We start from the raw sequence: 22969 nt of genomic DNA, 5'->3' as shown, positions 1-22969 counted from the left end.
GGCGCGGAGCCGGAGGCTAGACGAGCTCCGGCTCCGGCAGCCGGGTGCCCGCGCGTCCCCGCCGCGCGCGGTATTCCTGTGGCGGACAACCCTTCCAGCGCCGGAAGGCCCGGATGAACGAGGCGGCTTCCGCGTAACCCAGTCGGGCCGAGACCTGTTCGGTGGTCATCTCGGTGTGTTCGAGCAATTCCTCGGACAGCGCTTGGCGCACCTCGTCGAGCAGCACCCGGAAGGAGGTGCCCTCATCGGCGAGCCGCCGGGACAGCGTGCGCGGGCTGATGAACAATTCGGCCGCCACCGACACCTGATCCGGGATCTCGCCGGGGGTGCGCACCAGCAGATCGCGCACCGCGCCCGCGACGCCGGTGCGGGCGTGCCTGCGGGTCAGCAGATCGCGGCACATCTGTTCGCAGGTGCTGCGGGCCCATTCGTTGGCCTGCGGCAGCGGCAGATCCAGGAAGGCGGCCTGGAACGCGACCTCATTGCGGGCGGCTCCGAAGGTCGGCTCCAGGTCGAACACCCGGCGATAGCGGGCGGTGTCGGCGGGCCGATCGTGCCGGAAACCGACGCGGTGCAGCGGGATTCCGACCGAGAAGAGTTCGGTGCTGATCATCTGGATTCCGGTCAGCACCCGATCGGCGAGGAAGTCCCGCACGTCCTCGGGCACCTCGCGGTCCTCGTAGACCAGTCGCGCCTCACCGTCGGATTCCTCGAAGGTCAACTGTCCGAAGACGAATGCGAGTTCGACGAAGCGCAGTGCGACGCCGACCGCATCGCGCAGGGTGCGGCTGCTGAGCAGTGCCAGCCCCAGCGGTCCGTACAGGGAGATGTGATAGCGGCTGCCCGCGTCCACGCCCAGCCCGGGTTCACCGCCGAAGCGGGCGAGCACATTGCGGATCAGGGCGAGTTCCTGCCGGGCGGTGACCTCGGCATTCGGATCGTTCACCGTCTCAGGCGGTAGCCCGGTGCCCGCCAGGCAGGCGGCAGCCCGCATTCCTCGTTCCTCCGCGAGCCGTGTCATCACGTGGACGCTGGAGGTATTGCGCAATAGATCCCAATCGAACATGTAGCTGTAGTCCTCATCGACTCCTCGGGCCGCCCACCGTCCCAGAGGGTTGATGGTTCGGCTCGCCTTCCCAGCAGTCAGTGTGGCACAACCGACAGCCGGAAATGTTGTGCATGGTGACTAACGCTCGCATCCGGTTGATTCGGGCGGCCGGACCATTCACCCTTTCGGCCGCTTTGTTCCCCGCTCAGAGCGGTATTTCGGCGATTCTGCCTAGGCTGGCCCAGTTGTTACCGGACAGCAGAATGAACGGGAGGTCGCGCCGTGACGCGTACGGAACAGGTCCTGGAAACCGCCGACGGCATCCGCGTGAGCATGGTCTCGCACCGGGTTCCGCTGCCGGACGGCTTCCCGGAGTGCCCCCGGGAATGCGAGGAATTACTGCATTTGCGGGTTCGCGGCGAGATTGCCTCAGACGATCCTGCGAATGCCGATGTGGTGATCGCGCTACTGCCCGGTGCCATCGCGGGTGCGCGCTCCCTGCAACCGCTGGCCCGCAATGTGGTGCGGGAGCTCGCCGCGGCCGGGCGCAGCGCCGAGGTGTGGGTGCTGGACCGCCGCGCCAATGGCGTGGAGGACCATTCGGCCATCGAAGTCGCCATGGCCGAGGGCGACTATCACCTGGCCTTCGACTACTACTTCGGCGGCCGAGTGGTCGGCGGCCGCACCTTCGGGGGTTTCCACAGCGACCGCGATCTCGGCTTCCTCGCCGAATTCGGGATGGCCCGCACCGTGCTGGACGCGCACGAGGTACTGCGCCGCGAACTCCCCGATCCGGACCTGCGCGCGGAAAAGCTGTTCCTGGGCGGACATTCACTGGGCGGCATCCAGGCGGGCGCGTACGCGGCCTGGGATTTCGACGGGCGGCCCGGCCACGAGCAGATCGCCGGGCTGATCGCGCTGGACACCATCACCCACCTGGACCCGCTGCGGCTGGAGCGGCGGCGGGTGCTGGCCGCACCGCTCGGCGCGCTGGCCCGGGCCGCCGAGCGCGCACCCGCGGCCATGCGCCGCGGCCGGGTGCCGCGCAGCACCGCGGTATTGCGCGGCGGCTGGGGCAATGCCGAGGCGTTCGCGATCGTCGCCGCGGTCGCCGCAGCGGCGGTGCTCGCACCGGATGAGGAGGCCGATATCCTGCGGCTACTGCCCGGACACGGCACCGCGGATCTGCTGGTGCGCGGCTCCACCGCCCGCACCTGGCGGGAATTCACCTCTCGCACAACCGATTACCGCAAGCTACGAATCACCAATCAGGCACTGCTCGGACTGCTCGGCGGTGCGCACACCTCGGTGAACATGGCCGTGCTCTCGATGAGCTGCGGCACGCTGGACAGCGATGCGGTCGCGCCGCGCAGCTTCCCGCTCTCCTTCGAGGCGGGGCAGCTGCCGGGAGTGCGGAGCCTCTATCAGGCCGCCTGCGGTACCGCCCCGCGCTACAGTCCGACCTCCTTCGACACCCTGTACCGCTGGCGTGATTACGATCGCTGCGGAACCGGCGACGCCCCAATACAACTCAGCCGCACCGGGATTCCGGCGGCCACCGCGAGCAGTGAGGTGGTGAGCATTGTGGAACTCGCCCGCATCCTGGCGGGCGGGCGGCTCAATGTCTTCGAGGACTACTTCCCGCTCCGGCAGCCCTTCGACGCCATCGCGATGCTCACCGGCTGCCGCACCGGCTCACTCGCCCCGCTGCTGCATGAAAAAGGCGCTGCCCGATTGCCTTTCGTGAACCTGATGGGCCAATCCAGTTTCACCCGGACGCTGGCCCGCTGGGGCGTCTACCCGGAGCGCGATGTGCATTGGTTCCCGGGCTATCTGCACTGCGATCTGGCGGCGGGCGCGCATCCGCGCGCCGACGGCACTCCCGAGCCGATCGCCGCGGCGCTGGCCGATTTCGTGGGCAGCGCCCTGTCCTCGGTTCCGCTCGCGTCCTGACGGGTCGGAAACTGTCAAACCGCTGACCGTCCGTGCCATGGGCATTGCCGCGACCGCTGCATAGCGTGCAGCGCAGGGAGTTTCGACGCGGGAAGGAGGAGCGGATGCGGATCGAGACGAAGCCTCGCGGCGGGAATGAGCCACTCACGGCGCTGCGGATCGCCCGGAACAGCTTCTCCACCATCGCGATCGGCGGCCTGCGCACCTTCGGGCGCACGGTCGATCTGGGTGCGGAGGCGGTGCGCGGGACGGTCGCCGATGTATTCGCCGGGCGGTTCCAGTGGCGTGAGATGTGCGCTCAAGCTTGGTATCTGATCACCGTCACCGCGATTCCGGCCATCCTGATGGCGATTCCGTTCGGTGTGGTGGTGTCGGTGCAGGTGGGCAATCTCATCCATCAACTCGGCGCGGATTCACTACTAGGCGCGGCCGGCGGGCTGGGGGTCATCCAGCAGGGCGCGCCCATAGCCACCGGCCTGCTGCTCGGCGGGGCGGGGGCCTCGGCCATCGCCTCGGATCTGGGTGCGCGCACGGTGCGCGAGGAGATCGACGCGCTGCGGGTGATGGGCATCGATCCGGTGCACCGCCTGGTGATTCCACGCGTCGTGGCCATGGTGCTGGTCGCGCCGCTGCTCAATATCCTGGTCATCTTCGTCGGTGTGGTCGCCGGTTATGTGGTGGCCATCAGCGCGCAGCAGGTGACGCCGGGCAGCTACTGGGCCACCTTCGGCGCGTTCACCGTGCTGACCGATGTCTGGATCTCACTGGCCAAGGCGGTGCTGTTCGGCTTCGTGGTGGTGATCGTGGCCTGTCAGCGCGGACTGGAGGCGCGGGGCGGGCCGCGCGGGGTCGCGGACGGTGTGAACGCGGCGGTGGTGCTGTCGGTGGCGGCGATCATCGTGATCAATCTGGCGCTCACCCAGATCGTCGCCATGTTCCTGCCGATGCGGGTGGCGTGATGACCGCTACTCCGTACCTGCCCAAGGGTTTTCGCACCGCGCGCCGGCTGGCGCGCACCTCCGGGCGCACGCTGACGCCGCTGGAGAACACCGGGTTCATGCTCGGCTTCATCGCCCTGGCGCTGGCCGGAATACCGGTGACGCTGCGCCGCTATCGGGCGCAGACATTGCGCACCATCACCGATATGACCTGGGGCCGTGGCTCTTTGATCGTCGGCGGGGGCACGGTGCCGATGCTGGTGGTGCTGGGTGCGGCGATCGGCGCGGGCGTGGGCATCCAATCCTTCGCCGCCCTGAACCTGCTCGGGCTGGGTTCGGTATCGGGCGTGGTGTCCGCGTTCGCCAATACCCGTGAGCTGGCCCCCATCGCGGCCGCGGTGGGATTCGCGGCGCAGGCGGGCTGCCGGATGACCGCCGAGATCGGGGCCATGCGCATCTCCGAGGAGATCGACGCGCTGGAATCGCTCGGCCTGCGGTCGATTCCGTTCGTGGTGAGCACCCGCGTCATCGCGGGCGCGGTCGCCATCGTGCCGACCTTCCTGATCGCGCTGATCCTGTCCTACGCGTCCTGTTCGGCGGTGATCGTGCTGCTGCACGGGCAGGCGAACGGGGTGTACGACCACTACTTCTTCCAATTCACCAGCGGCTACGACATTTTCGCGGCGGTGGTGAAGATCCTGGTGTTCGGCGTCGCGGTGATCCTGATCCACTGCTACTACGGCTTCTTCGCCTCCGGCGGACCGGAGGGCGTCGGCATCGCGTCCGGTCGCGCGGTGCGCGCCAGTTTCGTGGCCATCATCGGCTTGGACATGGTGCTGACGCTGCTGCTGTGGGGTATCAATTCCGCGATCGAATTCCCGGGGTAGGGCAGTGCCGAATTACGCGATTCCGGGTGTGCGCATCGGCCGCGGTACGTCCCGGCTGCTCGGGGTGCTGACCGTACTGCTGGTCGTGGCCGCCGTGCTGGGATGGAATGCCCTGCAGGACAGAGCAACCGGTGCACGCCTGAGCATCCAGCTGCGCACCGAGCAGATCGGCGAGGGTATCGCCACGGGCACCCCGGTGCGCTTCGACGGTGTGGCCGTCGGGCGCGTCACCGCGGTCAAGGCCGCGGAGCAGGGCAGACAGCTGCTCACGCTGGAACTGGATCCCGGGCAGACCGCCTCGCTCACCGACGCCCTCGGGGTGGATTACGCCCCCGAGAACCTCTTCGGCATCAGTGCGGTCGCGCTGCGCGGCGCACCCGGCGGGGCTCCGCTGCGAGACGGCCAGGTGATCGATCTGGCGGACCGGGTGAACGATGTGACCATGGGCGCGTTGCTGCGCTCGCTCACCCAGACCTCGACCGAGGTGCTCACCCCGCAGCTGACACAGCTGCTGACACAGGTGAATTCGGATCTGCGCGCGTTCAGCCCGGTGCTGCGCGCGGTGGTCGAGCTGAGCCGGGCGGTGGCGGACACCCAGCAGTACCCGTCCTCATTCCTGCTGGATCAATACGCCGGATTCCTCACCGGCTTCGGCTCGTTCACCTCGGCCACCTTCAAACTCGCCAAGGCCATCCTGGATATCCAGATCTTCCAGCAGGACCGCGATCGCTACGACGCGTCCATCACTATGCTGCGTGAAGGCGTATTGAAGGGGCTGGCAACAACTTTCGGCACGGTGCACGACAGTCTCGGCAAGTTCACCGATCCGCTCGCACCGGTGGTGCAGGCGCTGGCCGATACGGTGCCCGATCCGGCGACCTCGCACACCCAGCTCACCGAGACCATCGACCGGCTGCACCGCATGTTCGCCGACAGTCCGGACGGACCGGTGCTGAATGTCGCCGTCACCCTGCTGGGGGCGGGCCGATGAGACAGCGGGGGATGGCCGGGGTGCTGCTGCGGCTGGGCGGCTTCGCGACGGTGATGATTGTGCTGCTGCTGGCCGTGATCACCGCCATCGTGCGGCCGGTGAGCGGTGACACCGTCTCGTATCGGGCCGAATTCACCGATGTCAGCGGTTTGAAGACCGGTGACGATGTGCGCATGTTCGGGGTGCAGGTCGGCAAGGTGACCGGTATCGAACTGCGCGGTGCGCGCGCGGTGGTGGCGTTCACCGTGCGCGCGGATCGCCCCTGTTTCGTCACCAGCGGGTTCGCCATCCGGTATCAGACGCTCACCGGGCAGCGCTATGTCGATGTGCGGCAACCGGATTCGCCGGGCGAGCGGTTGACCCCCGGATCGACGGTCCCCGCGGACCGGACCGTGCCCTCCTTCGATATCACCCAGCTGTTCAACGGTTTACAGCCGGTGCTGCAGGAGTTCTCGCCCGGTGCGCTGAACCAGTTCACCGAGAGCGTGCTGGCGGTGATCCAGGGCAATGGCAATGGCATCGGGCCCGCGCTGGACGCTTTCGAACAGCTGAGCCGGTACGTTACCGATAAGCAGGCCGTGCTGTCGCTGGTGCTGTCCAATCTGCAGGCCATCTCCGAGCAGATCGGCGGTAAGTCACCGCAATTGGTGACGCTGCTGAAGGGCATCGCGGACGTGTTCACCTCCTTCCGCGTCGAACTCGACGGACTGCTGCATTTCGCGGCGGTCGCGCCGTCGGCGCTGGGACCGCTCAACAGCCTGTTGAAAACCCTGGGGCTGACCGAGAATTCGAACCCGAATCTGGAGCAGGACCTACAGCGACTGTTCCCCGATCCCGACCAGGCGCTGGACACGCTCGGGCGACTGCCCGGCCTATTGCAGTCGCTGGCCAATCTGCTGCCGCCCGCCGGCCCGATCGCGGGGGAGATCACGCTGACCTGTTCCAAAGGGCCCGCCGAGGTGCCCGCGCCGTTCGCGGTGCTGATCAGCGGACAGCGGGTGTCGATATGCCGAAGTTGAAGCCCGGCAGCGCCGCTCGGGAATTGCGGCTGGGTCTGTACGGTGCGGTGGCGCTGACGGTGCTGCTGGTCGCGACGGCCGTCTTCTATCTGCTGCCGCTCGGAAAGTCCACCTACACCGCCGATCTCACCGAAGCCCGGTCGGTCCGGGCCGGGGATGAGATCCGCATTGCCGGAATCCCGGTCGGAGCGGTGAAATCCCTCGAACTGCTGCCGGATCGGGTGCGCATGACCTTCACGGTGAACGACAACGTGTTCCTCGGCGATCGGACCGGGCTGGAGGTGCGCATGCTGACCGTGGTCGGCGGTCACTACATCGCCGCCTTCCCGGCGGGGGACCGGCCATTGGGCCGAGCGGCGATACCCGCCGATCGAGTTCGGCTGCCCTACAGTCTCATTCGCAGTCTCCAGGACGCCGCCGTGCCCATTCAGCAGGTGGACGGCGATACCCTGCGCCGGAACTTCGACGCCCTGGCCGGTTCGCTCGACGACAGCCCGGATGCGCTCCGGCGCATGGGAACCGCGGTGCAGAGCCTGGTCGGACTGCTGGACCGGCAGAACGCCGATGTATCCCGCGCGCTCACGGTGATGGATGAGTATCTGACGGCCGTGAACGGTAACCGATCACTGCTGGGCACCTTCCTGCGCAAGATCGGCTCGCTGGAGACCGACGGCCTGGCCAAGAAGGCCGAGATCGCCGAATCACTGTCCGTGACAGCGGAATTGCTCTCGCGCATCGCCGGTATCGAACCCGCCTGGCGGCATGAGCTGGAACCGCTCGCCGATCAACTGGAAGCCGCGGTACCGCAGCTCGAGGATCTGGGCCGCCGCTTCGATCAGGCGATCAACAGCCTCGCCCAGTTACAGGACCGGTTGCGGGCGGCATCGACGCCGCAGGACGGAGTGGTGGTGGATCAATCCGGAATCACCCTGTCCGTCCCGCAGGTCTGCATTCCACTGCCGGGGCGGGGGTGTTGATGAAACGCGTACTGGGCGCACCGGGTTTCGTGACCGCGACCGGGGTCGCACTGGTGATACTGGTGACCGTCGTCGGCTATCTGCTCGCCTTCGATCCGCTGCGCAAGACCATCGGCTACTGCGCGGTGCTACCGGACTCGATCGGGCTCTATCCCGGGAACCAGGTCACCACGCGCGGCCTACCGGTCGGCACCGTGGATCGCGTCGAGCCCGAGAACGGTTCGGTACGAGTCACTTTCACCGTCGACGCCGCCTATCCGCTGCACGGCAAGGTCACCGCGACGACCGTATCGGACACCCTGGTCGCCGACCGGCAGCTGGAGGTGCTCGGGGATAACACCGCACCGGACAACTGGCCCGAGAAGACCTGTATCACGCAGACATTCACGCCCAAGAGCATTACCCAAACGCTGGGGGCGTTCGCCGATCTGGCCGGACAGCTCAATGGCGGCGGTGATCCCGCTCAGGCGGATCGCCTGCGCGACGCGGTGCGGGGCTTCGACCGCGCCACCTCCGGGGGCGGCCCGAAATTGAATCAGCTCATCAAGGATCTCGGCTCGGCCCTGAACCGTCCGGACGCCACGGTCGCGCACCTGGGCGCGGTGCTCGACGCGTTCGCCTCGCTCGCCGACAGCATTTCGCTGAACTGGGGTGATATCAAGGTGGCGCTCACCCAGGCCAATGAGGGCATCGGGTTCATCAATTCGGTATGGGGCGAGACGGTGCGGATCGTGGATTCGCTGCTGGTGATCCTGCCGTGGTTCAACACCATCGCGCACAAGTACGGGCGCTCGATTCTCAACGGCCTGGATGCGGCGGTGCCGAAACTGCATCTGCTCTCGGCGGGCATCGGCTCGCTGCAAAAGCTGCTCGGCATGCTGCCCGCCGTGGTCTCGGCGTTCGGGCAGTTCATCGACGGACGGACCGGGCAGGTGAAGGTCGGTTACGCGGCTCCGCGCGTCGCACTGCCCAGGGACAGCGCCGAACAGGTGTGCGCGGCGCTCGCCATCCTGCGGCCGGGGGAGTGCCGCGGGGCGGACGACGGACTCGTGACAATGAATCTGATACCGCTGGTATTGGGATCGGCGGGTGCGCGATGAGGCGAATCATACTGCGCTGCATGGCATTCGCCGTCGCGGCCGCGCTGCCCGCGGGTTGTTCCTTCGATCCGGCGCAGCTGCCGGTGCCGGGTGCGTCGGTGCCGGGGCAGACCTATCGGGTGCATATCGAATTCGCCAGCGCGCTGAACCTGCCCGCACAGGCGAAGGTGATGGCCAACGGCACCCGGATCGGCGGTCTCCGATCGGTCCGGGTGATCGATCCCTCCGCCGCCGGTCCCGGCCGCGTCGACGCGGAGGTGGAACTCGAAGCGGCGGTGCGGCTGCCGGTGACGACGACCGCGCAGCTGCGTCAGAACACGCTCCTGGGGGACGTCTTCATCGGGCTCACCACACCCCCGGGAGATCTCTCGCGGAGTATTCCGGCGGGCGGAACAATCCCACTGGCGCAGACCAAACCAGCACTCCAGGTGGAGGATCTGCTGGCGGGGCTGTCCACCTTCGTCGGCGGTGGGGCACTACATCAGGCACAGGAGATCATCGGGCAGGCCAATGCCGTCCTGCCCGCCGACAAGCAGGACACCGCAAGGATTTTCGATCGCATCGGCACCGATGTCGCCGATGTGGCCGGGAATCTCGATGTGCTGGACCGGTTCCTGAACGGCTTCCAGCAGGATCTGGACGCGGTGCTGGGGAATCCGCGCGAACTCAACGCTCTGCTGAGTGAGCAGGGCGCACATGACATTCCGGCGGATGTGCAGGCGCTGGTGAACACCCTCGGCATCGTCGGCTCGCTGGGCGATATCGGGCAGTCGCTGGTGCCGTTCGCACCGCTGTTGCGCGCCGGGGACGCCGCGGCGGCCGCGTTCGTGCCGATGCTGCTGGCGCGCAACCCCCTCGACCTGGATGCGCCATCCAATCTGAATCGCCTGGTGGCGCTGCTGCGGGACCGGGTGCTGCCGTTCGCGCAGGGCGGCGCGAAGGTGAATATCACCTCGGTGACCCTCGGCGACGCCCCCGACGCCGGCGATCAGATCGAAGCCATGGTGCGGGCGCTGCGCATGATCGGAGTGGTGCGATGAGGCCGAGTTCGGTGCTGTCCCTGCTGAGCATCGTGGTGATCCTGTTGTCCGGCAGCGGCTATCTCGCCTTCGGGGTGGCGCGGGTGGACTGGTCCGGTCGCGATATCGATGCGGCACTGCTCATTCCACGATCGGGCGGACTGCTGCCGCGTTCGAAGGTGCTGCTGTCCGGGGTGCAGGTCGGTCAGGTCAGCGCGGTGACGCATACCGCCGACGGGGTGCTGGTCGGGGTGCGGATCTCGGATCGCTATCCGATACCGGTCGCCAGTGCGGTGCGCATCGAGGGGCTGTCCGGACTCGGCGAGTCGTATATCGAGATCGAACCGGGTTCGGGCGCGGGTCCCTTCCTGCGGAACGGGCAGACCCTGCGCGGCAGCGGAATCGCCACGCCCGTAACCATTCCCGAGGTCGCCGCGACCACCACCCGGCTCATGCGGCAACTGGATCCGTCGGCGCTCGCCTCCATCGTGGACACGTTCAGCCAAGCCATGGCCGGTACCGAGGCGGTGATCCCGGATCTGGCGCGCGCCACCGATCTGCTGGCCGCCACCCTGGTGAGCCGGACCGATCTGATCCGGCGCATGCTGGTGGCCCTGCAATCGCGGGCCACCGATATGGACTGGGCGGAACCGGCACTGGTGAGCGCGTCCGGGCCGTGGGCCGATTTCGGGCCGCGGGTATCGGAGGTCGCGGCCGCCATCGCGGCCGTGATTCGCGCGGGCGATCTGCCGGATTCATTTCTGAGCGAGGACCGGAACGCGCCGGGCCTGGTGCCGTTCCTGCGCGAACTGTCCGACCGATTGCGGCAGCTCGGACCCGATATCGCACCGCTGGCACCGCTCGTCGCGCCGTTGTACGCCAGCGCCACACCGCTGCTCCAGCAATTGGATCTCGGCAGCCTGATCGGCCAGGCCCTGCACGCCACCAGCCCCGACGGCACGCTGCGGTTGCAGCTGCGCGTCAAGTGATCACACCCCTGTATCGGAGTTCGCCATGACCACAGACCTCGACACCGACGTCGATGTAAAAGACGAGCAGGCAAAGGTTTCCGTGCTCCGCGCGGTCGATTCACCACGGGCGGTGGCCGTTCCGGTGCGCACGCTGCTCTGGTCGGCGCTGGTGGCGGTACCCGTCATCATCGCGATCGTGCTGGCCGTACTGCTGGTCTCCGCGCGCGGCGACCTCGCCGATCGGGACGCCCGGGCCGCCGATGACGCCCGCGCCGAACAGGTGGCCAGCGATTACGCGGTCGGCGCGGCCACGGTCAACTTCGCCGACTTCGACTCCTGGGTCGCGCGGCTGAAGAAGAACACCGCACCCGCGCTCGCCACCAAATTCGATGCCACCGCACCGAAATTGCAGGATCTGCTCACCCCGCTGAAATGGACCTCCACCGCCGCCCCCATCTCGGCGAAGGTGGTGAGCGCGGCGGCCGGGGTCTACAAGGTGAACGTCTTCGTCAATGTCTCGTCCACCAACGCACAGAATCCCGACGGCGCGCAGACCACCGTCACCTACAACGTCACGGTGGACCGCAACGCCGAATGGAAGATCAGCGATGTGGGCGGGATGGACGGGGCGCTCCCGCTCAAATAGCGCGAATCACTCTCCGCTCCACCGTGGTTCGCGGCGTTCGAGGAAGGCCGCGACACCCTCGGCGGTATCGCGGGAGGACAGTGTCGCGGCCATGGCGGCCTCGGTGACCTGCCAGGCCTGTTCGTCATCGGCGGAGTTCAGTCGCTCCAGCGCGGTCAGGCTCTCGCGGACCGAGACCGGGGCATTGCGGCAGATGCGGGCCGCGAGTTCGCGGGCGGACTGTTCGGCCTGCCCGGCCTCGGCCACCGCATTGACGAAACCGAGCTGGTACGCGCGCTCCGCGCTCAGCGAATCACCGGTCAGCAGTAGCTCTTTCGCCACGTTCAGCGGCAGGGCGCGCCGGGTACGGAACAATCCGCCGCAGGTGGCGATGACGCCCCGGCGCGACTCCGGCAGCCCGAACGCCGCGGTGCGACCGGCCACCACCAGATCGCACGCCAGCACCAATTCCATACCGCCGCCGAGGGCATTGCCCTCGACGGCGGCGATGAGCGGTTTGCCCATGCGGCGGCGGATGACGCCGTATTCACCGCCGCGCTCGGTGCGCCCGCCCGATCCCGCGCTCAGATCGGTGCCCGCCGAGAACACGGTCTCGGTGCCGGTCAGCACCGCCACCCACAGGCCGGGATCGTCCTCGAAATCGTTCAATGCCGCGTCCAGGCCCGCGGTCATCTCCGCATCGATGGCATTGCGCTTGTGCGGGCGGTGCATCCGGATGATCAGGGTCCGGTCGTCGCGTTCTCGTTCCACGGTCATGCGCCGATTCTCACCGAGCGCCCGCCGCGCGCGCCGCCGGGTGGCCGGGAGGGTCAATCTGTTGGCGCGCGCGGAAAGGCGATCCGGCGGTGCGGGGTCATAGGTTCGGGAGATGACGCCGCTTCATCCGAATCAGTCCCCGTCCGAACCCGATCTCGAGGTCGCCGTCATCGGCGCGGGATTCGGCGGTCTGGGGGCGGCGGTCGAACTGCGGCGCGCCGGGATCGACCGGTTCCTGATCTTCGACAAGAATCCGGATATCGGCGGCACCTGGTATGCCAATACCTATCCCGGTGTGGCCGTTGATATTCCGTCGGTGTACTACAGCTTCTCCTACGCCGCCCCGAAGGTGTGGTCGCGACTGTTCGCACCGGGGGCGGAGGTCAAGGCGTACGCCGATCAGATCGCCGACGACTACCGGCTGCGGGACAGGTTGCGGCTCGAGACCCGGGTGCGGGCCGCGACCTGGGATGAAGGCAATCATCGGTGGCGGATCGATACCGAGCGGGAATCGTTCACGGCTCGATTCCTCATCGCGGCCGTGGGCGGTCTGGAAGTGCCGCGCATGCCCGATATTCCGGGCGTGGACGAATTCGCGGGCAAGGTGGTGCACACCGCGCGGTGGGATCACGACTTCGACTATCGCGGTAAGCGGATCGCGGTCATCGGTACGGGAGCCACTGCGCTGCAATTGATTCCGGAGCTGGCCGATGAAGCCGGGCAGCTCACCGTATTCCAGCGCACGCCCATCTGGGTGATGCCCAAGCCGGACTTCCGGATCGGCGCGGGCGTGAAATGGGCGCTCGACACCGTGCCCGGGTTGCGCAGGCTGGTGCGGCTGGGGGTGATGTCGACCTTCGACGCGGGGGTCTCCACCGCCGGTGTGTTCTACCGGGCGACCAGCCCGATCATCGGGTTCACCAGCCGAAGTATCAAGCGCTGGTACGGAACTCAGGTCGACGATGCCGCATTGCGGGAGCGGCTGACCCCCGATTACGCCCTCGGCTGTAAGCGGCCTTCGGTATCCAACCGGTATCTGAGCTCCTTCACCCGCGAGCACGTCGACCTGGTCACCGATCCGATCGAGAAGATCACCGCCGGTGCCGTCGTCACCGGCGCGGGCGTCGAGCACGAGATCGATGTGCTGGTCTGCGCCACCGGATTCAAGGTCATGGAGGCCGGTGCGACACCGCCGTTTCCCATTCACGGCCGCACCACCGAGCTCGGAGAGTTCTGGCAGCACAATCGTTTTCAGGCGTACCAGGGGGTGTCCATCCCGGACTTCCCGAATCTGTTCATGATCACCGGGCCGTACGGCTTCGCCGCCGCCTCCTATATCGCCATGATCGAATGCACCGCCGCGCACGCCCGCCGGGCCATCGTGGCGGCCCGCGATCGCGCCGCGACCGCCGTCGAGATCCGCCGCGAGCCGCACGATCGCTACTGGCGCAAATCGCTGCAACGGCATCGGAACGCGCTGTGGCTCAACAACGATTGCGAATCCTCCAACACCTACTACATCAACGCCCAGCACGATGTGGCGGCCATCCGGCCCAGTACGCATGCCGGAATGTGGTGGGCCAACAAGCGTTTCCCGCTGGACGACTACGCCTATTCGACGCTCACGACGCGGTCCGGCGGCGTCGAGCGCGCGTCCTAGACCGGAGGACATCATGGAACTCAAACCCGATGTGGCCGCGCCGACGGATGCAGCCCCGCACTGGCGCGCGGCCTCACCCGATCGAGTGCCCGAACTGGGCAGATTGCGGCACACCGAACCCGCGACCTGGCTGCTGGCCCGAGTGGGCGGTCTGCTCGGGGGTGGCGGCCGCATCAAACTGCTCGAGATCATGGGCCGCTCCGGCGGCCTGTTCTGGCGCTACGCCCCACTGGCCCTGCGCCTGGTGCCGGGCAGCAAACTCACCCGGGTCGACTGTGAGCTGGCGACCCTGCGCACGGCCTGGTTGGTCGGCGCGCGCTACGAATGGCATCACCACGTCTACGCGGCCCGCTTCAGCGGTCTGTCCTTGGAAACGGTCGAACGCGTGGCGGCCGGTCCGGAGGACCCCGGCTGGACCGAGCAACAGCGCCTACTCCTGCGCGCGGTCGACGAATTGCATTCCGGCCGAATGATTCTCGACGACACCTGGACCGGTCTCTCGACCCACCTCACCCCCGCCCAGCGCGTGGACCTGTGCATGCTCGTCGGCCACTACGACATGCTCGCCATGCTCCTGAAAACCCACGGCATCGAGCCCGAGCCCGATATGTGGCGGCGCGGCCCCCTGCGCTGGGTCCGCGACAGCGCCAGCGGCGACGGCCTCACCCCCGGCGGCCTCCCGCGCTTCAACAAGGCCGTCACCAACCGCCTGGTCGGCCCCTCCGCCGGAAAAATTCCGCCCTACAGCGTGATTCACCATTCCGGCCGCAAATCCGGCCGCCCCTTCCGCACCCCGGTCCTGGCCGCCCACCGGGGCAACCTGCTCATCGTCCCCCTTCTCTACGGCGACCGCTCCGACTGGGTCCGTAATGTTCTCGCCGCGAACGGCGGCGAAGTCACCCACCGCCGCCGCACCCGCAAATTCACCTCCCCCCGCGTCCTGGACGCCGCAGGCGCCACCACCCTCCCGTTTCCCGCCCCCCTCTTCACCCGGCTGCTGAAAATTCTTGTCGCCGAACTGGATCCGGCCTGACGGTGCCCGGAATCCGGTTACGGGACCGAGACCGGGCGTAGGCAGCTTTCCAGGGGTGTGACTATCGAGCAGAGGGCTGGGGTGCGGGTGGGGCGGTAGTCGGCGGGGACGCCGGTGTGGGTGGTGATGTCGCGGTAGGCGGCTACGGCGGTGGTGGGGCGGCGGGTGAGGGACGGATCGGATTTGACGTCGACGGTGTAGAGGCCGAAACGTGGTGCGTAGCTGCCCCATTCGTAGTTGTCGGTGATGCTCCAGTAGTTGTAGCCGATCACGTTGATGCCGTCGGCTTTGGCGCGCTGGATCCAGTAGACGGTGTCGCGCAGGTGGTCCGCGCGGTCGTAGCCGTCCCAGCGGGGGAGGCCGCTGTCGGTGGGCATGCCGTTCTCGACCACGTAGAGGGGGAGTCCGGGGAATTTCTCGGCGTAGGTGCGCAGGTCGTAGTAGATGCCCTCGGGTTCGATGGCGTTCTTCCACAGTTCGTCGCCGAGCAGGGCGGTGCCGGGCGGATTCGACAGGGACGCACCGTAATAGAAGTCGATGCCGACGTAATCGAGTTTGCCGTGCACGCGATCGGCGAAGAGCAGATCGGTCAGATTCTGCACGATCGGGTACTGCGCGATATTGCTGGTCACCTGTGCGCCCGGCTGGCGCTGGTGGATGTAGTCGTAGATCGTGCTGTGCGCCTGGACCAGCCGATCGAACATCGGCAGCGCGTCCAGCAGCCCGATATCGCCGATCTTGATCGATTGCGCCACATAGCCCATCGGCTCATTGATGGTCACCCACAGCGGGTTGTACCCCGCGTAGCGGTCCACCACCCGCCGCATATTGGCCAGCCAGTCCGGCACCATGTTCTTGCTCTTCCAGCCGCCCCGATCGGCTTCCCATCCGGGAATCACCCAGTGATCGAGGGTCAGCATGGGCCGCATACCCGCGGCCCGAATCTTGGCCAGCACCTCGTCGTAGAACCGGAAGTCGTTCTCGTCCCACACATCCGGGCGCGGCTGCACCCGCGCCCATTCGATGCTGAGCCGATAGACCTTCACCCCCAGCCCGGCCGCCAGATCGATGTCCTCGGCATACCGGTCGAAGAAGTCCACCGAATCCCCGTACGTGTCCCGGGCCTTACCGGACTTCGCATATCGGCTCCAATTGCTGTCGGGCGCATGCCCTTCGGATTGGAAACCCGCCATGGACACACCCCACATGAACCCGGACCCGAGGGCGGGCACGGTGGTCGGCGCTCCGGAACTCCCCGTCCCGGACCCGCTGGAACTGCCCGACCCCGACCCGCTTCCGGACCCGGACCCGCTCCCGGTCGGCACGGCTCCGGCGATGCCGGACGCCGCCAAAGTGATTGCCACGGCGGCCGATACGGCACAGATCAGTCGAGAGCGTCTCATCCCAGTACATCCTCCAGCGCGACCCAGCGCGTCCCCGACGGCCGCGCACGGTGCCCCAGACCCTACTGGTCAAACGTCCAGCACGGGCGATATTGCGACGAGCGGAAGGTAGGTCCCCGAAACCCTGGTTCCGGCAACAGCGGTAAAACGGGTGCTGGTTGCGATGCTCGCGGGCGGTGAGGCTGTTGTCGTGAAAACATCCATAACCAGCGGGGGCGCGCAGCACCCCGCGCTGGAACCATTCAGAATCGGCTCGCTGCCACTGCGCAATCGGCTCGCCGTCGCCCCCATGACCCGGATATCGGCGACCGCACAGGGGGTGCCGACGGCGCAGATGGCCGAGTACTACCGCGAATACGCCCTGGGCGGATTCGGATTGATCGTGACCGAGGGCATCTACGTGGACGCCGCACACAGTCAGAGCTATTTCGGTCAACCGGGACTGGTCACCGTCGAGCAGGTCGCCGAGTGGCGGGCGGTGACCGGTGCCGTGCACGCGGCCGGGGGCACGATCGTGGCCCAGCTGATGCACGCGGGCGCGATATCGCAGGGCAATGCGTTCGGCGCCGGGACCATCGGACCGTCGGCGGTACCGCCGCGCGGGCAGATGATGGTGGATTACGGCGGGGTCGGCGGCGCGTGGGACGCGCCGCGGCAGATGACCGCGCACGATATCGACGAGGTGCTGGACGGTTTCGCGCTCGCGGCGGTCAATGCCCGCGAAGCCGGATTCGACGGGGTCGAGATCCACGGGGCCAATGGCTATCTGCTGGACCAGTTCCTCACCGACTACACCAATCTGCGCACCGACGAGTACGGCGGGCCGGTGCGGAATCGGATTCGGCTGACCGCGCAGGTGCTGGAGGCGGTCCGAGAAGCCGTGGGAGACTTCCCGGTCGGCGTGCGGCTCTCACAGACCAAGGTGAACGATTTCGGCTACCGCTGGCCCGGTGGCGAGACCGACGCGTGGGTGATCTTCGCGGCGCTGCGCGAGGCCACCTACCTGCACATCGCCAGTGAGGGCAGGAATTTCATCGAGACCGCGCGCTTCCCGAACGGGGTGACCATCACCGAACTCGCGCGCGAGGTGTCGGGGCTGCCGGTCATCGCGAACGGCGGTATGCACGATCTGCGCCAGGCCGCCGATGTGCTGACCGGCGGCCATGCCGACGTGCTCTCGCTCGGGCGCGGAGCGCTGGCGAATCCGGATCTGCCGCAGCGTATTTCGGCAGGTATCGAACTCGACGACTTCGACTACGAGATGCTGCACCCGCTGGCCGATCTGGACAGCGCGGCCGCGTGGCGGGCTCAGCGCGAGACGGCGACCGGCAGGATTCCGGCCTCCGCCTCGGCCTCGCGAACGTCGTAAGCCGTTCGGGCGGCGGCGATTTCGTTCTGATGCGCCTCCGTCCAGATGACCAGCGATTTGATGGTCGTATGCAGGCTCGCGCCCAGCGGCGTCAGCGCGTAATCCACCCGCGGTGGGACGGTCGGATAGACCGTGCGGTCGACCAGGCCGTCCCGTTCCAGCTGCCGCAGTGTGCGACTGAGCATGCGCTGGCTGACGCCGTCGATCTTGTACTTGAGTTCGCTGAAGCGCAGCGTGCGCTCTTCCAGATACGCGATCACCAGCAGCGACCACTTATCGGCGACCCGATCCAGGATCTGGCGTACCTCGCAGTCATTGCGGGAGTCCCAGTGCACGGCGTACTCGCCGGGGTCGGTATCCGCGCAGTAACCGAGTGATTCGAATGTGCCGTCTTCCACAAGTTCGAAGTCTGCCCGAAGATCGTCTCGGTAACAAGAAGTAACCGACCACATCGTCGGGAACCGTAACTTTCAAGAGAGTCTGCAATGTTGAAATCCTCACCCCCAACGGTCTTCACCGAATTGTCCGGCCGCGCCTGGGCGGTGCTCGCGGTGCTGTGCGGCGCGATCTTCCTGGAGGGCATCGACGTCGCGATGCTGAATGTGGCGTTGCCGTCCATTCGCGCCGACCTCGGCCTGTCCACCGGAACGCTGTCCGGCGTCGTCTCGGCCTACGTACTGGGCTACGGCGGCTTCATGCTGCTCGGCGGCCGCGCGGCCGATCTCTTCGGACGCCGCCGGGTATTCCTGTTCTGGCTCGCGGTATTCGTACTGTTCTCCGGCCTCGGCGGCTTGGCGACCAGCGGCTGGATGCTGTTGACCGCGCGCTTCGTCACCGGTGTGGCGGCGGCGTTCATGGCCCCGGCCGGACTCTCGCTGATCACCACCAATTTCGCCGAGGGACCGGTGCGCAACAAGGCCCTGCTGGTGTACGCCGGTGTGGCCGCGGGCGGCTTCTCGCTCGGCATGGTGGTCGGCGGACTGCTGACCGCGCTCGGCTGGCGCTGGGTGTTCTTCGCACCGGTGGTGCTGTCCGCGCTCATCCTGATCGCGGCGATTCCACTGCTGCGCGATGGTCAAGCGCCGCAGTCGGTCCGGGGCCGCATCGATGTGCTCGGCGCGCTCTCGGTGACCGGGGCGATGATGCTGCTGGTCTACGGTGTGGTGCGGCTGGAACACGCGGGCGACGGCCCCGGGGTGACCGCACTGGTATTCCTGGCGGGCGCCGTACTGCTCGCACTGTTCGTGCTCCAGGAACGCCGCACCGCCGAACCTCTGGTCCGGCTCGGCATTCTGCGCTCGGCGAACCTGGTGCGCACCAATCTGATCGCGCTGCTGTTCGTGGGATCCTTCGCCGGATTCCAATTCCTGGCCACGCTGTACTTCCAGGAACTGCGCGGCTGGAGCACCGTGCAAACCGGTCTGGCCATGGCCGTCATCGGTATCGACGCCATCCTCGCGCCGGTGCTGACCCCGCGCCTGGTGGATCGATTCGGTAATGCCCGGGTCATTTTCGGTGGTGTCGCACTGGCCGCGCTCGCCTACCTGCTGATGCTGCCGACCGGCCTGGATCGCGCGTACATCACCATGCTGCCCGCGCTGCTGCTGCTCGGCGTTGCGTTCTCGCTGGTCTACGGTCCGCTGACCATCGCGGCCACCGATGACATCGAGGAAGAGGAACACGGGCTCGCGGGCGGACTGCTGTACACCGCCTTCCAATTCGGTTTCGCGCTGGGCATTTCCGGGGTCACCGCCGTGCACGTGGCGGTGCTCGGATCCGGTGCGAGCGGTATCGACGCGGTGCGCACCGCACTGCTGGTGCCGGTGATCGCCGCCGTACTGGCCGGGGCCATCGGACTGTTCGGCCTGCGCCGCACCGCTCCGGTCGCCGAACCCGCCCTCGTCTGAGTCGCTGGAAAGGAAACTGTCATGGCCACAACGGAATTCGATGTCATCCGGCCCGAATTCGATGCCTATATCGGCGATATCGTCTACGCCACCATGGTCACGGTCGACGGTAAGCACCGGCCGCGCGCCCGGGTGCTGATCCCGGTGTGGGAGGTGGTGGACGGCCATCCGGTCGGATGGCTCGCCACCTACCGCACACCGGTCAAGGAGGCGCATCTCGCGGGCAATCCGAACACCACGTTCTCCTACTGGAATCGCAAGCAGAACTCGGTGCACATCGATGCCACCGCGGACTGGATTCCATTGGAGGACTTGGAAACCCGGCAGTACGTCTGGGATATGTACCAGCGCACCAGTCCGCAGGGCGCGGGATATCCGCTGGGACAGTTCTGGCACGGGATCCAGGATCCGAAACTGCACATCCTGAAACTGGAACCCTGGCGCATCCAGGTTATCCGGGGCCGGGACCTGCGCAGCATCCTGTGGCGGGCCCCGGCCGTGGAAACGGTCAGCTAGCAGGCGGCCGCTGTCGCGCCCGGTCCAGCAGGATCAGCGCGCCAGCGGCCACCGCGAGCCCGGCCCCGATCACGCATACCGAGGTCAGGGCCGCGCCGCGGTTCAGCGCGACCGCCGCCAGTACGGGGGTCGCGCTGATGCCCAGCTGGAACGCCGACACCGTGGTCGCACCGGCCAGGGTCGGTGCCCCGGCGGCGATGGCGAACACCCGGCCGTACAGGGCGGGATTGAGCACGAAAGCGGCTATGCCGAGCAGGAATACGGCCGGAACCACGATCCACGCACGAGACATGGTGAGCGCCAACAGGATCGACAGGATGGCGATTCCGATCGTTCCGGTCAGCAGGGCCAGATGCGGGCGGCGGTCCGAGATGCGGCCGCCGATGGACAGGCCCGCGAAAGCGCCGATGCCGAACAGCGCCAGTACGGCCGGAATCCAGACCTCGGAGACGCCCGCGATATCGGACAGCATGGCCGCCAGATAGTTGAAGCTGATCATGTAGGCCCCGGTGGTCAGCACCGTGATACCGAAGATGTTCCACAGCAGGGGCTTTCGCAGCACGGCCAGCTCCCGCGCGACGCTCGGGGCCGGTCCCCGGCCGCCGGTGGCGGGCAATCCGAACAGCACGCCCGCGATCCCCGCCAGCGTCAATGCCACCACCACCCAGAACCCGCCCCGCCAGCCGGTGAAATGGCTGATCAGCGTTCCCATCGGACCACCGGCCACCATGGCGACGCTGAGTCCGCTGACCACCACGCCCGATGCCCGGGCGTTCCGGTCCGGGGTCACCAGCCCGATCGCCGTCACCGCCGCCACCGCGAAGAATCCGGCGTAGGCCAGCCCGGATACGAACCGGCTGACCAGCAGCACCGGATAATTCCCCAGCAGTCCGGCCGCCACCCCGGCCGCGAACACCGCCTGGGTGGCGACCAGCGCGGTGCGGCGCGGCCAGCCCAGGCTCAGCACCGCGAACGGCGGGCCGCCCACCACCACGCCCAGGGCGAAAGCCGTGATCAGCATTCCGGCCGAGGACAGCGTGACATCCAGATCGGCCGCCACCGCGGGCAATACGCCCGCCAGCAGAAATTCGGCGCTGCCCATGGCGAACAGGCTGAAACCCAGCAGGTAGACCCCGGCGGGCATGCTCCGCGACACCGGAGCGTTGTCGACATGCGTTGTCGTTGTATCCATTCGGATCACCTCCGCTACGAGCATCCGAGCCACCTGCCGTTTTCGGCGCACACCATTGCCGAATCCGGGACACGCCGACCGAGAGGAACCGATGCACACCGATCCGACCGTGGCCGCCGCCATCGCGCAGATCGCGCCCCGCCTGCGCGCCGCGCGCGACCGCACCGGTATCAGCCTCGCCGCGCTGTCCCGCGCCACCGGCATCTCCACCAGCACCCTGTCCCGGCTCGAATCCGGTTTGCGCAAGCCGAGTTTGGAGCTGCTGCTACCCGTCGTGGCGGCCCTGGACATCCCCCTCGACGCCATTGTCGCCGCCCCGCGCATCACCGAACCGCGGATACCCGAGGGCGGTGAAATGGCCGACGATGGAACAGCTTCCGAGGTGATCGATCCCCGCGTCCCGCAGCGGCCCGATGCCAGACAGGGACGAGTCCTCATAGCGCTGTCCCGCCATCCGGCCGAACCCCGCGCCTACAAACTCACCATCCCCGCGCACGACACCACCCCGTATCCGCGCAGCCACCCCGGTCACGAATGGCTCTATGTGCTGCGCGGGCAACTCCGGGTCCGGCTCGGCGAACACGACTTCGTCATGGCCGCGGGTGAGGCGGCCGAATTCGATTGCCGCATACCGCATTGGTTCGGGGCCACCGGCAGGGACGGCGTCGAGGTGCTGAGCCTGTTCGGCAAACACGGCGCGCGCATCCACACCCGCACGCGCAGTCGCTAGGTCACGGCCGTTCGCCGCCGCGCATCAGGCCGTGCGCGTCCACCGATGCCACCAATTCGCCCGCGCGCGTGAATATCTGGATCCGGGTGAACATGCGCCCGGCCCCGGCGAACGGGCTCTCGCAGCGCAGCAGCAGCCAATCGTGCAGCGTGAACGGGCGATGGAAGGTAATGGTCTGCGCGAGCATGGCCGCGGCCGAACGTCCACCGCGCCTGGCGATCTCGGCCTGAGGGTACGGGCGCATGGCGACCGGTCCGAGGAAACCCTCACTGCCGTGCGCCAGCAGCGCCCGGTTCACGCCGGGCAGATCGGGGGCCTTGTCGCAGCGCATCCACACGTCCAGGGACGGCGGTCCCGCGAGGTCGAGCGCCACCGCCTCGGCCCCGCCGACCGTGCGGACCTCCCACGGCAGCAGCGCGCACGGCAGCTCATCGCAGTCCTCGGGTCCGGGCAGTCCGGCGGGCAATTCCGCACCGTGCGAAAGGAAGTCGGGTTCGTCGACGCTCAGCATGGCCAGCACTCGCGCATGCTCGCGCTCCTGCTGCCGGAACGTCACCTGCACGGTCGCGAGCGCCCGTCCCGACTGCACGATCTCGACGTCCACCTCGACATCCCGATCGGCGAACCCGCCGCGCGGGAACACCCCGTGCAGTGATTGCACCGCCATATGCGGCACCGTGCGCTCGGCGGCGATCACGGCCTGGGCCAGCGTCTGACTGCCGAGCGTGGTCGGCAGGGTGGAACTCACATTCCGGGCCCGGAATCGCCCGGGGCCGAGATCGACGAGATCGAGTACGTCGAGCAGGTCGGTCAGATCGACGACCGGCCATAAATGTGTTCCACCAGCCATGGCG

The 22969-nt window shown here is 67.6% G+C and carries 22 protein-coding genes; 16 read left to right on the top strand and 6 right to left on the bottom strand.

Going from position 1 to position 22969, the window contains the following annotated elements; translation table 11 throughout:
* Nucleotides 1-16 precede the first annotated feature (16 nt).
* Nucleotides 17-1066, bottom strand: coding sequence for an AraC family transcriptional regulator (locus ACFC4D_RS28515; protein ID WP_375965321.1), 1050 nt, complete (start codon nucleotides 1064-1066; stop codon nucleotides 17-19).
* A gap of 264 nt (nucleotides 1067-1330) precedes the next feature.
* Between ACFC4D_RS28515 and ACFC4D_RS28510 the strand changes: the two genes are divergently transcribed.
* The 10 genes from ACFC4D_RS28510 (at nucleotide 1331) to ACFC4D_RS28465 (ending at nucleotide 11549) form a co-directional block, all read left to right on the top strand.
* Nucleotides 1331-3001, top strand: a complete 1671-nt coding sequence (locus tag ACFC4D_RS28510) for a hypothetical protein (RefSeq protein ID WP_376068012.1) — start codon at nucleotides 1331-1333, stop codon at nucleotides 2999-3001.
* Between the two features lie 104 nt (nucleotides 3002-3105).
* A complete protein-coding gene (locus ACFC4D_RS28505) occupies nucleotides 3106-3960 on the top strand; it encodes an MlaE family ABC transporter permease (protein ID WP_375965327.1) in 855 nt (284 codons plus the stop codon).
* Nucleotides 3960-4826 carry an ABC transporter permease gene (locus tag ACFC4D_RS28500; RefSeq protein ID WP_375965330.1) on the top strand — a complete coding sequence of 289 codons (867 nt, stop codon included), beginning with the start codon at nucleotides 3960-3962 and terminating at the stop codon, nucleotides 4824-4826. The genes ACFC4D_RS28505 and ACFC4D_RS28500 overlap by 1 nt, the downstream gene beginning before the upstream one ends.
* A gap of 4 nt (nucleotides 4827-4830) precedes the next feature.
* Nucleotides 4831-5817 (top strand): MlaD family protein, encoded by a 987-nt coding sequence (locus tag ACFC4D_RS28495; RefSeq protein WP_376068010.1) that lies wholly within the window; start codon nucleotides 4831-4833, stop codon nucleotides 5815-5817.
* Complete coding sequence (locus tag ACFC4D_RS28490; protein WP_376068008.1) at nucleotides 5814-6836, top strand: MlaD family protein; 1023 nt, start codon at nucleotides 5814-5816, stop codon at nucleotides 6834-6836. Before ACFC4D_RS28495 ends, ACFC4D_RS28490 begins: the two co-directional genes overlap by 4 nt.
* Nucleotides 6824-7813, top strand: coding sequence for an MlaD family protein (locus tag ACFC4D_RS28485; protein ID WP_376068006.1), 990 nt, complete (start codon nucleotides 6824-6826; stop codon nucleotides 7811-7813). The genes ACFC4D_RS28490 and ACFC4D_RS28485 overlap by 13 nt, the downstream gene beginning before the upstream one ends.
* Nucleotides 7813-8913 (top strand): MlaD family protein, encoded by a 1101-nt coding sequence (locus ACFC4D_RS28480; protein WP_376068005.1) that lies wholly within the window; start codon nucleotides 7813-7815, stop codon nucleotides 8911-8913. The genes ACFC4D_RS28485 and ACFC4D_RS28480 overlap by 1 nt, the downstream gene beginning before the upstream one ends.
* 20 nt (nucleotides 8914-8933) lie before the next feature.
* The gene (locus tag ACFC4D_RS28475) at nucleotides 8934-9953 is read left to right on the top strand and encodes an MlaD family protein (protein WP_376068003.1); all 1020 of its coding nucleotides are present in this window, start codon (nucleotides 8934-8936) and stop codon (nucleotides 9951-9953) included.
* Entirely contained in the window at nucleotides 9950-10921 is a 972-nt protein-coding gene (locus ACFC4D_RS28470) for an MlaD family protein (protein WP_376068001.1), read from the top strand. The genes ACFC4D_RS28475 and ACFC4D_RS28470 overlap by 4 nt, the downstream gene beginning before the upstream one ends.
* A 25-nt stretch (nucleotides 10922-10946) precedes the next feature.
* Nucleotides 10947-11549 carry a hypothetical protein gene (locus ACFC4D_RS28465; protein WP_376068000.1) on the top strand — a complete coding sequence of 201 codons (603 nt, stop codon included), beginning with the start codon at nucleotides 10947-10949 and terminating at the stop codon, nucleotides 11547-11549.
* A gap of 6 nt (nucleotides 11550-11555) precedes the next feature.
* Here ACFC4D_RS28465 and ACFC4D_RS28460 read toward each other — a convergent pair whose 3' ends face one another.
* On the bottom strand, nucleotides 11556-12305 hold the full coding sequence (locus ACFC4D_RS28460) for an enoyl-CoA hydratase-related protein (protein WP_376067998.1): 750 nt from the start codon (nucleotides 12303-12305) through the stop codon (nucleotides 11556-11558).
* Nucleotides 12306-12417: 112 nt separating this feature from the next.
* Here ACFC4D_RS28460 and ACFC4D_RS28455 point away from each other — a divergent pair, with 112 nt between their 5' ends.
* Nucleotides 12418-13965, top strand: coding sequence for a flavin-containing monooxygenase (locus ACFC4D_RS28455; protein WP_376067996.1), 1548 nt, complete (start codon nucleotides 12418-12420; stop codon nucleotides 13963-13965).
* Between the two features lie 13 nt (nucleotides 13966-13978).
* Nucleotides 13979-14998 carry a nitroreductase family deazaflavin-dependent oxidoreductase gene (locus ACFC4D_RS28450; protein ID WP_376067994.1) on the top strand — a complete coding sequence of 340 codons (1020 nt, stop codon included), beginning with the start codon at nucleotides 13979-13981 and terminating at the stop codon, nucleotides 14996-14998.
* Nucleotides 14999-15015: 17 nt separating this feature from the next.
* Here the strand turns inward: ACFC4D_RS28450 and ACFC4D_RS28445 are convergent, their stop codons facing one another.
* Nucleotides 15016-16401, bottom strand: coding sequence for a family 1 glycosylhydrolase (locus tag ACFC4D_RS28445; RefSeq protein ID WP_376067992.1), 1386 nt, complete (start codon nucleotides 16399-16401; stop codon nucleotides 15016-15018).
* A 190-nt stretch (nucleotides 16402-16591) separates the two neighbouring features.
* Here ACFC4D_RS28445 and ACFC4D_RS28440 point away from each other — a divergent pair, with 190 nt between their 5' ends.
* Nucleotides 16592-17770 carry a tRNA-dihydrouridine synthase gene (locus ACFC4D_RS28440; protein ID WP_376067990.1) on the top strand — a complete coding sequence of 393 codons (1179 nt, stop codon included), beginning with the start codon at nucleotides 16592-16594 and terminating at the stop codon, nucleotides 17768-17770.
* On the opposite strand, the gene ACFC4D_RS28435 is transcribed toward ACFC4D_RS28440, so the two are convergent.
* A complete protein-coding gene (locus ACFC4D_RS28435) occupies nucleotides 17710-18168 on the bottom strand; it encodes a winged helix-turn-helix transcriptional regulator (protein WP_375965364.1) in 459 nt (152 codons plus the stop codon). The genes ACFC4D_RS28440 and ACFC4D_RS28435 overlap by 61 nt on opposite strands.
* Before the next feature lie 87 nt (nucleotides 18169-18255).
* On the opposite strand from ACFC4D_RS28435, the gene ACFC4D_RS28430 reads away from it, so the two are divergent.
* Nucleotides 18256-19677, top strand: coding sequence for an MFS transporter (locus ACFC4D_RS28430; protein WP_375965366.1), 1422 nt, complete (start codon nucleotides 18256-18258; stop codon nucleotides 19675-19677).
* 21 nt (nucleotides 19678-19698) lie between these two features.
* Nucleotides 19699-20193, top strand: coding sequence for a pyridoxamine 5'-phosphate oxidase family protein (locus tag ACFC4D_RS28425; RefSeq protein WP_376067988.1), 495 nt, complete (start codon nucleotides 19699-19701; stop codon nucleotides 20191-20193).
* Here the strand turns inward: ACFC4D_RS28425 and ACFC4D_RS28420 are convergent.
* Complete coding sequence (locus ACFC4D_RS28420; RefSeq protein ID WP_376067986.1) at nucleotides 20186-21385, bottom strand: MFS transporter; 1200 nt, start codon at nucleotides 21383-21385, stop codon at nucleotides 20186-20188. The two genes, ACFC4D_RS28425 and ACFC4D_RS28420, sit on opposite strands and share 8 nt — an antisense overlap.
* Before the next feature lie 91 nt (nucleotides 21386-21476).
* Here ACFC4D_RS28420 and ACFC4D_RS28415 point away from each other — a divergent pair, with 91 nt between their 5' ends.
* Nucleotides 21477-22115: a helix-turn-helix domain-containing protein gene (locus ACFC4D_RS28415; RefSeq protein WP_376067984.1), complete on the top strand. Its 639-nt coding sequence runs from the start codon at nucleotides 21477-21479 to the stop codon at nucleotides 22113-22115.
* A gap of 1 nt (nucleotide 22116) precedes the next feature.
* Here the strand turns inward: ACFC4D_RS28415 and ACFC4D_RS28410 are convergent, their stop codons facing one another.
* A complete protein-coding gene (locus ACFC4D_RS28410; protein ID WP_376067983.1) occupies nucleotides 22117-22965 on the bottom strand; it encodes an acyl-CoA thioesterase in 849 nt (282 codons plus the stop codon).
* Between the last annotated feature and the right edge of the window lie 4 nt (nucleotides 22966-22969).

Origin of the sequence: Nocardia sp. NPDC056000 (assembly GCF_042269265.1) — a bacterium.
Taxonomy (GTDB): Bacteria; Actinomycetota; Actinomycetes; order Mycobacteriales; family Mycobacteriaceae; genus Nocardia.
Note: the sequence above shows the minus strand (reverse complement) of the source record. Positions and strands in the feature narration are given on the sequence as shown.